General features: G+C 35.8%; 8 protein-coding genes. 1 reads left to right on the top strand and 7 read right to left on the bottom strand.

Annotated elements, in window-relative coordinates; all coding sequences use genetic code 11:
- Window positions 1-95: 95 nt before the first annotated feature.
- From FLACOL7796_RS05620 to FLACOL7796_RS05640, 5 genes are all read right to left on the bottom strand, one after another.
- The gene (locus FLACOL7796_RS05620) at window positions 96-1,511 is read right to left on the bottom strand and encodes an APC family permease (protein WP_173969850.1); all 1,416 of its coding nucleotides are present in this window, start codon (window positions 1,509-1,511) and stop codon (window positions 96-98) included.
- Between the two features lie 478 nt (window positions 1,512-1,989).
- Window positions 1,990-3,225: an NAD(P)/FAD-dependent oxidoreductase gene (locus tag FLACOL7796_RS05625; protein WP_173969851.1), complete on the bottom strand. Its 1,236-nt coding sequence runs from the start codon at window positions 3,223-3,225 to the stop codon at window positions 1,990-1,992.
- 75 nt (window positions 3,226-3,300) lie between these two features.
- The gene (locus FLACOL7796_RS05630; protein ID WP_173969852.1) at window positions 3,301-4,311 is read right to left on the bottom strand and encodes a 4-hydroxyproline epimerase; all 1,011 of its coding nucleotides are present in this window, start codon (window positions 4,309-4,311) and stop codon (window positions 3,301-3,303) included.
- A gap of 3 nt (window positions 4,312-4,314) precedes the next feature.
- Window positions 4,315-5,883 carry an aldehyde dehydrogenase (NADP(+)) gene (locus FLACOL7796_RS05635; protein ID WP_173969853.1) on the bottom strand — a complete coding sequence of 523 codons (1,569 nt, stop codon included), beginning with the start codon at window positions 5,881-5,883 and terminating at the stop codon, window positions 4,315-4,317.
- Window positions 5,884-5,903: 20 nt separating this feature from the next.
- Window positions 5,904-6,818 carry a dihydrodipicolinate synthase family protein gene (locus FLACOL7796_RS05640; protein WP_173969854.1) on the bottom strand — a complete coding sequence of 305 codons (915 nt, stop codon included), beginning with the start codon at window positions 6,816-6,818 and terminating at the stop codon, window positions 5,904-5,906.
- Between the two features lie 138 nt (window positions 6,819-6,956).
- Here FLACOL7796_RS05640 and FLACOL7796_RS05645 point away from each other — a divergent pair, with 138 nt between their 5' ends.
- Window positions 6,957-7,799: an AraC family transcriptional regulator gene (locus FLACOL7796_RS05645; protein ID WP_173969855.1), complete on the top strand. Its 843-nt coding sequence runs from the start codon at window positions 6,957-6,959 to the stop codon at window positions 7,797-7,799.
- 574 nt (window positions 7,800-8,373) lie between these two features.
- Here the strand turns inward: FLACOL7796_RS05645 and FLACOL7796_RS05650 are convergent.
- A complete protein-coding gene (locus FLACOL7796_RS05650) occupies window positions 8,374-9,981 on the bottom strand; it encodes a RagB/SusD family nutrient uptake outer membrane protein (RefSeq protein ID WP_173969856.1) in 1,608 nt (535 codons plus the stop codon).
- A gap of 11 nt (window positions 9,982-9,992) precedes the next feature.
- Window positions 9,993-12,980 carry a SusC/RagA family TonB-linked outer membrane protein gene (locus FLACOL7796_RS05655; protein WP_173969857.1) on the bottom strand — a complete coding sequence of 996 codons (2,988 nt, stop codon included), beginning with the start codon at window positions 12,978-12,980 and terminating at the stop codon, window positions 9,993-9,995.
- Window positions 12,981-13,423: the final 443 nt, after the last annotated feature.

The following is a 13,423-nucleotide window of genomic DNA, read 5'->3' on the forward strand; positions in this document are numbered from 1 at the left end:
TATCGATATAAAAGGTTTTAGACGCACTGCTGTGCGTCTCTACAATAATTATTCGATTCAAAAAAATTAGATAAACCTACTTAGGTCATCAAAGATTAATTTGGTGTTTTTTCTTTTATTAAATAATAGATCGGAATTCCCATTAACATAATTAAAACACCCCAACCGCAAGTAGAGAATTTGGTGAATAATAATGAAACACAAACTGCCGAAGCAATGATGATATACACCAAGGGTAAAAAAGGATAACCGATCGCTTTATAAGGACGCGCTGCATCGGGCATTTTTTTGCGAAGAATGATGATCCCGAAGATGGTCAGAATATAAAAAATCAACACAATGATAATTACGAAGTCTAATAAATCTCCGTATTTTCCGGTAAGACATAATACCGAAGCCCATACACATTGTGCCCATAGTGCCCAGGCAGGAACGCTTGCATGATTTAATACTGCTGCTTTTTTAAAGAACAAACCATCAGTTGCCATTGTATAATATACTCTGGCTCCGGCCATTATCAAACCATTATTGCAGGCAAAAGTCGAAATCATGATCATGATGGCAATGATAAGCGTTCCGATATCTCCAAAAATATAGTCTGAAGCCACCACTGCTACCCTATCCGATTTTGCGCCGGCAATTTCGCTAAGCGGAATAACGGCTACATACATTAAATTGGTCAGTACATAAATGATGGTAACAATTAAAGTTCCCAGAAACATGCTTAATCCCACATTCCGTTTCGGATTTTTTATTTCTCCAGCTATAAATGTAACGCCTATCCAGGAATCACTTGAAAATAAAGTTCCTACCATTGCAGCAGAGATTCCCGAGATTAATGCTGTTCTGCCTATTGGAAACCATGAACTTGTCTCGGTATTAAAAGAATGTGGCGTCCAGGCATCTGTCCAGTTAGCGTTCCATACCGAAGATTTTGCAGCTAATGTAAATCCGAAAATAATCAATCCTAAAATCGATACTATTTTGATGATGGTTAGAATCGTTTGCAAAATTTTACTGTTTTTAACTCCTCGGGTATTCAGGTAAGTCAGGAAAATAATGGTGATAATAGAAACTATTTGTGCTACATTGAGTTTAAAACTTCCAACCTCGTAAATGATATTTTCGTCGCTAACCGCGGGAATCAAATAGGCAGTAAATTTAGAAAACGCTACGCCAACCGCTGCAATGGTACCGGTTTGAATAACTGCAAAAAAGCTCCAGCCGTATAAAAATGCAATTAGTTTATTGTAGGCTTCTTTAAGGTAAACGTATTGTCCGCCAGCATTAGGAAACATGGCGCTTAATTCTCCGTAACTTACTGCTGCAATCATAGTAATGATTCCGGAAATAAGCCATATCAAAATAAGCCAGCCTGTAGATCCTACTTGTCGGGCAATATCGGCACTTACAATAAATATCCCTGAACCTATCATAGAACCTACTACAAGCATAGTTCCGTCGAGAAGTCCGAGTTCTTTTTTAAATTCTTCCTTGTTATTGTCAATCATTTTGGTTTGTTTTTTGGTTGTTTTTTGCTTAGGAATGCGATAATCGTTTTTAATTTTAAATGTGGTTGGCATTTAGAATTTTGTGATGTGAGTTGTAATAAATGTCAGCTCCAGAGGAGCGGTATATTTATAGCCAAAATTCATACGTTTTAATATTGAAGCTCCAGTGGAGCGATATATATTTTACGGAGAAATATGTCACCCCGATGGGGCTTTGCCAAACGGGGTAATTAATTTCTATAAATATATCGCCCCAATGGGGCTGGAAATTAATTCAAACAATTAATGGCAAAATTTTCGCTCGCAGATTGTGCAGATTTATCAGATCATCAATAAATATATTTAAAAATAAAATCTTCCTGATCTGCTAAATCTGCGAGAAATAACAATTCATACTTTTTTTGCAAGCTGTAAAATCACAATATTATTTAATAAAAAAAATCAGCTTCATGTTTGGTTAAAAAATGAAGCTGATGTATTAGAGTTGAAACATTTGCGTATCTACAGAAGTCTTTTTTCCTGAGATGATTTCTTCTACAATTTTTCCTGTTGCCGGAGCCAGACTTAATCCCATCATGGCGTGTCCTGTTACTAATGTCAAATTTTTAAGTTTTTTATCTCTGGTAATAATTGGCATTCCCGAAGGAGTACAAGGTCTGAAACCAAACCATGTGTCTTGTTCTTTTGGCATTTCAATTTTTAAATCCGGATAAAAATCGTTGATTGAATTTACGATTCCCTGTAATCGGTTTTGATTGATTTTGGTATCATTGGTGTGTGTAATTTCCATTGTTCCTCCAAAACGAATATCGTTATTCATAGGCGTCACAGCTACTTTTCCTTCGCATAAAATTGTCGGAATAGATGGTTTATGACTTTGATCGTTCAATGTAAAACTGTATCCTTTTCCTGGTAAAATCGAAATACTGACATTTAGTTTCTTAGCAATATGCGGACTCCACGATCCTGTTGCCAAAACTACTTCGTCAGCTTCAAAATTGCCTTTGTCGGTTATAATTTCTGCAATGGCATTATTCTTTAAAACAAAATCATTTACGGTGGTTTGGGAATGGATTTTTACGTTTAATCTCTTCAGTTCTTCTTTAATGAATTGCATGAATTTTTGAGGATAAACATGGGCATCACTTTTATAATGAACACCGCCAATTACGTTTGTAGCGGTTCCTTTTTCTAATTGTGAAACTTCTTCTTTAGATAAAAAATCGACTTCTAAGCCTAATTTTTCTGCCAGTATTCCTTCGTGCTGAATTTCTTCGCCTGTTTTTTCAGTTTTATAAAGCATCAAAAGTCCTTTTTCTTCATAAAAAAAAGAATTGTTTTGTTGGGCAAAATCCTGATACAAATCTTTACTTAAAAGCGATAAATTGCAAAGTGCGGGCATGGCTTTTTCGACATGCTTTAAATTGGCATGTTTATAGAATTGTAATCCCCATTTCATTAAATCTAAGTTTAATCTGGGTTTTACATAAAACGGACTCTGACTATCAAACATCCATTTTATTCCTTGTGCGATCATGCCGGGCTGTGCCAGCGGAATGATATGAGACGGAACAATCATTCCTGCATTTCCGTAAGAACAGCCATCACTCATATCTGATTTATCAAAAACAACTACTTCATAACCTTCTTTGGCTAGATAATAAGCTGAACACAAACCTATTATTCCTCCGCCAATTATACTTACTTTTTTCATTAGTATTCTAAATTTAAAAAATCATTGGCAAGAAGTTTTTCTGTAAACCAATGATTTTTTTATATTATCATTTCTTTAAATCACCTGGAAACCAAAAGCATACGGATCATCATCTTCATCAATAATGATATTATTATAACCGTAAACTTTTGCCCAGCCCTGAATACTTGGTACTATGGCTTTGATATCTCCTATAGAAGTTTCTTCTTCTACTCTTCCAATAAATTTACTTCCAATAAAACTTTCGTGTATATAGTCTTCTCCTTTTTTTAGTTTTCCTTTGGCGTGAAGTTGTGCAATTCTAGCCGAAGTTCCGGTACCACATGGCGAACGATCGATGGCTTTGTCTCCATAAAAAACAGCATTTCGTCCGGACGAAGTTGGGTCGATAGGATCTCCTGTCCACAACATATGACTTACATCGCGAATCGTATCGTTTTCAGGATGAATGAACATATTTGGGTATTTCTCATTGATGCGTTTACGTACTTCCTGACTGTATTGCACAATTTTTCCGGCGGTGAAATCCTGAACGCCTGAGAAATTTTGCTGCGGATCTACAATCGCATAATAATTTCCGCCATAAGCGACATCAAAAACAATTTCGCCTAATTCCGGACAATCAATAGTTAAACCTTCGGCTGCCAGATATGATTTTACATTCGTCAGTCGTACCCAATCCACTTTTTTACCGGTTTGCTGGTATTCGATCTGAACAAGTCCTGCCGGCGCTTCCATCTTAATTTTTCCTGGAACTTTGGGTATCACCAAACCTTCTTCAATTGCGATAGTTATAGTTCCGATGGTTCCGTGGCCGCACATGGGCAAACAACCTGAAGTTTCTATGAATAAAATTCCGAAATCATTTTCAGGGTTGCTTGGCGGATACAAAATACTGCCACTCATCATGTCATGACCGCGGGGTTCAAACATAAGTCCTTTACGAATCCAGTCGTATTCTTTTAAAAAATGTTGTCGTTTTTCGCTCATGTTGTTTCCCACCAAATTGGGACCGCCACCAGCGACAACTCTTACCGGATTTCCGCACGTATGTGCATCAACACAAAAAAAGGTTTTTCTTGGCATAAATTATATTGGGTTCTTTGTTAGTATATCGTTTACAGTTCTGGTAATATTGAGCGGATTTTTATCCTGTAAAGCGTCCGGTAATAATTGATCCGGCCAATCCTGAAATGTTACGGGACGAACCCATCTTTTTACTGCCGTTAATCCTACAGATGTAAATTTACTGTCTGAACTTGCAGGAAAAGGTCCGCCGTGAGTCATTCCGGAACAAACCTCTACTCCTGTTGGAACATTATTAAAAATTAATCGTCCGACTTTGTTTTTAAGGTTTTCGATTACTTCTCTGAAGTTATTCCATTCTTGTAAATCGGCATTTAAAACCGTTCCTGTCAATTGGCCTTCTAACTCCAGAATAATAGTATTGAGCTGCTGCACATCATCACATTTGACCACTACAGAAAAAGGTCCGAAAACTTCTTTGTGAAATGTTTTATTTTTTAAGAAGGTTGCGCCATCCACCGCAATTATATTTTGCAATGCATAATTGGGCTTTACTACTTTCTCTAAGCTAGTTTCCTGCGTATACCCCTCCTGGTCAAGCACTTCTGATTTCAGGTTTTCGTATTGCTTTTTTATCGTGGGATGCAGCATGCAGGTTGGATCTAATTTGTCTGTCTCTAAAGCTAAAATAGCAATAAAATTATCTAACTCAGCGCTTTTTATTCCTAAAATAAGCCCCGGATTTGTACAAAACTGACCTGTTCCTGCTACAATGGATGCAGCATAATTTTTAGCCCATTTTTCGCTTTCTGTTTTTAAAGCTGAAGGCAAAATAAGTACGGGATTGATACTTCCCATTTCTGCATAAACCGGAATTGGAATGGCTCTGTTGGCCGCGATTTTGCAAAGTGCTGTACCGCCTTTTATACTGCCTGTAAAACCTACTGCCTTCACTGACGGATGTTCTACTAATGCTGTTCCAACTGCGATACCGCTGCTATTAAGATTAGAAAATACACCGTTTGGCATTCCGGTTCTTTTGGCTGCTTTTATCACCGCCGAGGCTACCAATTCTCCTGTTCCTGCATGAAGCGGATGCGATTTTACTACTACAGGACAACCGGCTGCCAATGCGCTGGCGGTATCTCCGCCGGCAGTAGAAAACGCCAACGGAAAATTACTGGCTCCAAAAACGACTACAGGACCAATTGGAATCTGTAATCTTCGAATATCAGGTTTGCCTTCTGTTTTATTGATGATTGCTTCTACCCATGAACCTTCTCTCAGCATGGTTGCAAATGCTCTCAATTGTCCGGTGGTTCTGCCACGTTCGCCATTTGCTCTTCCGGCCGGGAGGCCTGATTCCTGAATGTAGGTCGTTAATAATTCTTCGGCAAGGGTTTCTATTTCGTCGGCAATGGCTTCCAGAAAATCTGCTTTTTTGTCGTCTGCAATTGTTCCGTAAGTTTTAAAAGCTTCTTCGGCTAATGCTACGGCTTGCGAAATTTCTTCGTCTGTAGCTTCATAAAAAACAGTTTCATTCTCCGAGTTTAATTCGGGGTTGATTGTTTTATAGGTCGTTTTACCTTTTGCGGAAAGCACATCTCCAATATAATTTTTTCCTGTAGTCATGGCTTTCTTTTAAACTTTAATTAAATACTTTTATAGGCTGGCAATACGGGTCTGTTTTTCATTGCAAAATCAATGATCGACAAAACGCGTTCTCTTTCTTTACCCTGCAATGGCAACCTTGGTGCTCTTACGTTTTCTGTTCCAAGTCCTGTTGCTACTTCGGCTAGTTTGATGTTTTGTACTAATTGCGGAGAAATATCCAATTCTAATAATGGCATAAACCATCTGTAAATTGCAATTGCTTCGTCTACTTTTCCGGCTTTAACCAATTTGTAAATGGCTACTGTTTCAGCAGGATATGCTACGACTAAACCTGCAACCCAACCATCGGCACCAGCCACTAAACTTTCTAATGCCAAAGTATCTACGCCACAAAGTACTTTTAATCTATCGCCAAAACGGTTTCTGATTCTTGTTACATTGCTTATGTCTCTGGTAGATTCTTTTACTGCCTGAATATTATCCAGTTTTAAAAGTTCTTCGAACATGTCTAATGTTACCTCGATTTTATAATCTACAGGATTGTTGTAAATCATAATAGGTAATGAAGTGCTTTGGGCAATTTCTTTAAAATAAACTACCGTTTCGTAATCTGTTGCTTTGTAGCGCATTGGCGGCAATAACATTAAACCGTTTACGCCCAACTCTTCTGCACGTTTTGCAAGAGTAATGGCTTCGGTAGTAGTTTGCTCTGCAATGTTTACAATAACCGGAATTTTTCCGTCGACTATTCTTAAAGTGTTGGTTATTAAAACTTCTTTTTCTTCTTTAGTCAATGTACTGGCTTCTCCAAGGGTTCCTCCCAGAATGATTCCATTAACTCCAGCATCAATTTGTGCTTTAATATTCTTTTCGAACATTACGAGGTCCAGTTGACCTTCTGCTGTAAACTTTGTCGTTACAGCTGGCATTACGCCTTCCCAATTTATTTTCATATTCTTAATTTTTATCAAAAATAAAGCTTAAAGAAACGAGCCCCTGTGTCATTATTAGCCTTTATCAATACTATATTACCATATCTATTGTATAATCTGTTTTTTTTGTTAATATTTACATATCCTAAAAATATCACGTTGAAAATTCTACCTTTTAAAATACCTAAAACCGAAAGAGAAGCTCTAATTTATCAGGAAGATATCGAGCGTGTTTTCTACGATCAATTGCACCAACATGAAGAAATTCAGATCAGTTATATTGCAAAAGGTTCGGGAACTTTAATTGTGGGAGATTCGATTAATGATTATAAGGAAGAGGATATTTTAGTAATTGGTGAGAATGTTCCTCATGTTTTTAGAAGTAATGTCGAGGCTAGTCCGGAATCTGTAATGCTGACTTTGTTTTTTACTAAAACTTCTTTTGGGAAAGATTTCTTTAGTCTTAATGATATGAGTACGGTCGAAGACTTTTTTAAAGATTCTGAGTACGGCATGAAAATCCTTTCGAATCAGAAGAAAATTACACACCATTTTAATAAATTAAAAAAGCAGAACAAAATTCAGCGTATTGCTTCTTTCCTGAAAATTATCAATATTATTATTTCTTCAGAGAAAACGCCTCTTTCGTCTTTTGTATACAAGAAAAAATATACGGATGATGAAGGTCGCCGAATGAGTGCTGTTTTTGAATATGCGATAGAATTCTACCATCAGAATATTACTCTTGATGAAGTGGCGGAAAAGGCTAATATGAGTAAAAATGCTTTTTGTCGTTATTTTAAAAAACGTACCAATAAGACTTTTTTTCAGTTTTTGATTGAAATTAGAATTGAAAATGCCTGTAAACTTTTACACAACAAAAAAGATCTTTCGATTTCGTCTGTGTCTGAACTTTGCGGTTTTCAGGATATTGCTAATTTTAATCGAAAGTTTAAGGAACTTAAGGGAATTTCGCCTTCTAGTTATCGCGCGCAGTTTTAAGTTTTATTTCACGTAGATTTTTTTTAATCGCGAAAAGACGCAAAGGCGCAAAGTTTTTATTTAACTTGTTTTTATAAATTGTCAAAAAAATAAGGCTTTAGCTAAATATTTACATTTTAGCTAAAGCCTTTCTTGTGGGGATCCCTCGTTCCTCGGGATGACAAACTAAACGATTATTCATTGTCGAGTTTCTTTTGGAGATTTGTTTCTCGTAGATCTTGCAGATTGAGCAGATTTTATTTTTTATTGGACTATAATTTTAATATAAAAAACTTTTGACGCCAAAAGTGATTATCACATTGTCAGGCTGAGCGGAGTCGAAGCCCACGTTCCAACTGGAGCGCCCTTCGACTTCGCTCAGGGTGACAGGATTGTGATTATCGTTATTATGAAAATGAATCTCCTAGCCCCGATAGCAGTGGAAATCCTTTTGTGCCGGTGTTCGGCACAAAAGATTGGAACGAATAGCGGGATTAGCTCCTAAAAAAATGAAAAGCCATTCCTAAAAGAAGGAACAGCTTTTCACACACTTATAATTACAAGTAACCAACTTGTAAAATCTTCATAATAATTTCTAGTATCCCGGGTTTTGCTTTAAATTACTATTTTTAGCCATTTCTGATTGCGGAATTGGGAAAATAGCTCTAAAACTATCATTGGCATCTGCTTTTTTAGAAAACCATGATTTTGTTGAGTATATTCCGAATCGTATTAAATCTTGTCTTCTATGTGCTTCTCCTACAAATTCCCATGCTAATTCGTCAAGGAATCCGCCGTACTGAATGTCTGCACCACCTTCTAAATTTGTAATAACTCCGGCTTGATACGTTCCGTATTTGTATATACTTCCTCCTAAAAGTTTTGCTCCGGATACTACGGCTTTGGCAGGATTAGTGTTTTTGAAATTTCTTTGTCTGACTTCAGTAACAATGGCTGCAGCTGCGCCGGCATCGCCTTTCCTTAGTAAACATTCGGCTTTTATCATCATGGCATCTGCTAATCTGTAAAAAGGAACGTCGTTACTGGCTTGTCCTATTACTCCTGGGCCAATTTCGTATTTCACCATTCGGTACCCTTCGTTTGGTTCGCAACCATCTACGCTGGTCATGTAATTGATGTATTCGAATTGTGTTACTTTATCGTCTAGCATTATTGGCTCGCCTTTACTTGTAAATTGTTTACCTCCTATCCAACAGTCTTTTAATCGTTGATCATCAGGATCGTAAGTATCGATGAACTGAGGAATTCCCCCAGTTCCGTTCCATGGACCTCCAGCTAAATCATAAGTTGCCTGACTTGCGGCTGCCAATGTTCTGTATGGCCAGCTTGTTCCTGGAGCTTTTACCTGATCGTAAGGAATTGATAAAATTTGCTCTGTAGAGAATTCATTTTTTATGATGAAATTGTCTCGATAATTATTGTTCAGTCTAAATCCGCCATTATTGATCACATCATTAACCTGAGCCAGAGCTTCGTCCCATTTTGGTGTTCCTAAATAAACACCGGCATTCAGGTACAATTTTGCCAAAGTCATTTTTACAGCCCATTGATTGATTTTACCGTAAGTCGAAGAATTATTTTTATCGCTTAAGTAAGGTAAAGCTGTTTTTAATTCGCTTTCGACAAAATCATAGACTTCTTTTCCTGTGTTTTGAACCGGTAAATATCCCGGAGGGTTGATATAAGAAGTCACAATAGGAACATTTCTGAAATTATCTAATAGCAAATAATAATAAATGGCGCGTAATGCTCTTAGTTCCTGAATGACATTTTCTTTATTGTCAACGCCTTCTAATTGCTCTATTTGATATATCGCTCTATTGACTTTATTTACTCCTGTAAACATATAATACCAGTTACCTTCGGCCATAGGAAGCGCCGTACCCCAGGTATGTTTGTGCATTGTAATGTAATAATCTCCCCAGCCAATTCCGTTTCTTTGAGGGGTTACCATTAGATCTGATGAATCTTCATAAAGGTTGTAAATAGCATCCCAATCTGAATAAATTTGTCTGAATGAATTATAGGCTGGTGCAATAATACTGGCTAAATCTTCCGAAGTTAATTTAGTATCCTCGGCACTTACTTTGTCATAAACGGTCTCATCTAGATTTGTACATCCTGTTCCTAAAAGGAATAAGCCCGAAATAAGAATTTTATATACTATATTTTTATTTTTCATTTTGATTTAATTTAAAAAGTTACATTTAAACCTAGTGTGATACCTCTTGTACTTGGATATTTATCTCTACCGTCCATACCTTGCGACAAAGGATCTTGTCTTTTTATTTCCGGATCTAAACCTTTGTATTTTGTAAATGTGGCTAAATTATTTCCTGACACATACAAGCGCATTGCGTTTATAATTCTAAATGGTTTTACATCAAAATTATACGAGAAGGTTACATTGTCTACTTTTACATAATCTCCTTGCTCAACATAATAACTTACATAGGTTTGATTGTAGTTTAATACGGCTTTATCATACACTTTATCGTATGCACTTTCTAGCATATTGTAAGCAATTGTTGGATTTTCGTAAAACATACGTTGTGTATTCAGGATTTGAAAATCGAATGCTCCTGTTAATACAACACTTAAATCAAATTTTTTGTATGTGAAAGTATTAGTCCATCCTGCATAATATTGAGGAATACCGTTTCCTAAATATTGCTTGTTAGCATCGTTATACATTTCTGTAGTAAGTGTTTTTCTTGTTCCGTCAGGTAATTCAACGATCCATTTTCCATCAGTTGTAATGTCTACAGATTTTAATCCCCAGAAATTACCTATTGATTGTCCTACTTCTAATCTGTGTGTTTCAAATGAAATTGGATCTCCTGTATTTCCTGTGTTTAGGAAATCTCCTTCGATTTTATATAAATCATTCGAAAGACTTGTTAGCTTATTTTTATTGTGTGAAAAAGTCATAGAAGAGTTCCAGACAAAATCTTTTGTTCTAACCGGAATTGTATTCAAAAGAATTTCAAATCCTTTGTTTTCCATTTTTCCAACATTTGCCGTAATTTGAGGGAACAAATAAGGAGGAGTTGGTACTTTATAATCCCATAACATATCGCTTGTTTTTTTACTATAAATATCAAAGCTTCCTGAAATTCTATTATCGAAAAATCCAAAATCAAGACCAATATTTACCTCGGCCGTTTTCTCCCAACGCAAATCAGGATTTGGATTACTTACCGGCTCTAAACCTTTAACCCATTTTCCGTTATTATAGAAATAGCCATCATAATTGTACAAAGTCATAGACATGTAAGGATCATTAGGTATTACTCCTGTTTCTCCGTAACCTCCTCTTAATTTTAACGTATTTATGGCTTTAACATCTTTTAGAAAAGATTCTTTATTGATGCTCCATCCTGCAGAAACCGCCGGGAAATTACCCCATTTGTGATTGTCTCCAAACTTAGAAGAACCTTCTCGTCTGATACTAAATAATAGATCGTATTTACTATCAAAATTGTAGTTAAGCCTTCCAAAAAATCCAATTAATTTACTGTCGTTTTTATAACTATCCATGGTTGCGATACCATCTGACAAACCATTTCCTGCATCTAAATTATTATACGAAAAGGCATCTGTTGGGAAATCAGAATTACGGGCAGAAAATCCTTCATTAACAGTATATTGATAACTATAACCGCCTAATACTGTAAAATCATGCTTGCCTAAATCTTTATGGTATTTTGATGTAATTTCTACATAATCATTATCTGTAACTCCTGTACTTCTTGAGGCAACTCCATTTCTTTTATTTATGGTATTTGAATAGTGTTGTTTACTCTCAGCATATCCTGTTAAACCTGAATTTTTATTTTTTGAAAGCTGCGCACTTACATCCCAGCCTGGTAATAAATCAAGAGTTAAATTAGCCGTAAATCTTTGCCATGTACTGTTTCTGTCCTGTGTAGTTTCATTCAAAATGGCTACCGGGTTGTAATACTGAAGTTTGTTAGGATCTTCGTTATAAGTACCATTTGGGTTATATACAGGAGCGGTAGGATTTCTGATCATTGCTTGTCTATAAGCATATGCAGCAATACCTTCGTCGATACCCATATCTTGTGTTCCGTTTAATAAGCTTAAGTTGATCTTTAACCTGTCTTTGAACATGGTATGATTGACATCAAATGAAAATCGATACTCTTTGTTATAAGTATTAATAAAAGCCCCTGTTTGATTTACATAGTTAAGGTTTACAATGTAATTTGTTTTAGCAGTTCCGCCTTTTAAAGCTAAATTATGATTTTGAGAAAATCCTGTTCTTGAAATTTCATCTAACCAATCTGTACTGGCACCACCATCTGTAAATGGTAAAGTAACACCTTGTGCACGCAAATTTCTTTGTTGACTGGCATCTAAAAATTTAGCTTTATTGGCAAAACTAGATGTTGTAGCAAATGTTGAATACGTAATTGTTGGTTCTATTTCGCTGTTTACTGTTTTTGTTGTAATAAGAATTACTCCATTAGCACCTCTGGTTCCGTAAATGGCTGCTGCCGAAGCGTCTTTTAAAACATCTATCGACGCAATTTCATTTGGCGCTACCGTATCGATACTTCCAGGTACACCATTAATTAAAACCAAAGGACCCGTTCCTCCTTTTAAAGTAGAGAATCCACGTAATGTAATATTGGGTGATGATCCCGGATCTCCTGAACCGTTATTAATGGTCAGACCTGCAACTTTACCTTTAATAAGATCAGACGCATCATTAATGGCTCCTCTTGTAAAATCTTTTTCTTTTACGCTGGCTATCGCACTGGTAATTCTTGATTTTTTCTGAGTTCCGTATCCTACAACAACTACTTCATTTAATTCTTCTTTACTTTCCTGAAGAGTAATATTTACTACATTCTTATTCAAAACAGTAATTTCCTGAGTGATAAAACCCATATAACTAAAAACCAATTTTGAATCTTTATTTTTAAGTGTAATCTGAAAATTTCCATCGAAATCACTTACAACGCCATTAGAGGTGTTTTTTTCTAAAACTGATACTCCGGGAATAGGAATGTTATTTGCATCTGTAATCTTACCGTTGATCTTCTGTTGTGAAAACGAACTAAAAACAACAAACAAAAACAAAATCGTAAAGAACATCTTTTCTCTGTGAGAGGATGTTGCAATACTTTTTAAAACATGCGTGGCTGGTTTCATAATTTAACAATTTGGTTAGTGTATTTTTAACACTTGTAAAATTATGTTAAATTGGAGTTAACGAAAACGCTGATATTACCTTATGATAATACTATATTATCCTCTTTTTTGAAAAAGTCTCTCTATTTAATAAATCAAGTATTAATTTAACAAAAAATTACACCAAAAAATAAATTATATCTCTTTTTAAACCCAAAACACCTATAAGTACTCAATGTGGATTATGAGTAATTATTCTTTCAAAAAACTTTTTACATCCTTATATTGAAGGAAAATAATAGCAAAGGCAATTAGATACTTACTGATTTTTCAGTTTATAATATAAAAAAGCCCTTTCTACAATTATGAGGACACTGAAAAAGTCCTTCTTTAGGAATGATTGTTAATTAAAAGGAGTAGAAGCTAAATGTTTTCTGCTCCTTTTTTTTGTATCTTTTGAGTGT

This window comes from Flavobacterium bizetiae, from assembly GCF_902804475.1.
GTDB lineage: Bacteria > Bacteroidota > Bacteroidia > Flavobacteriales > Flavobacteriaceae > Flavobacterium > Flavobacterium bizetiae.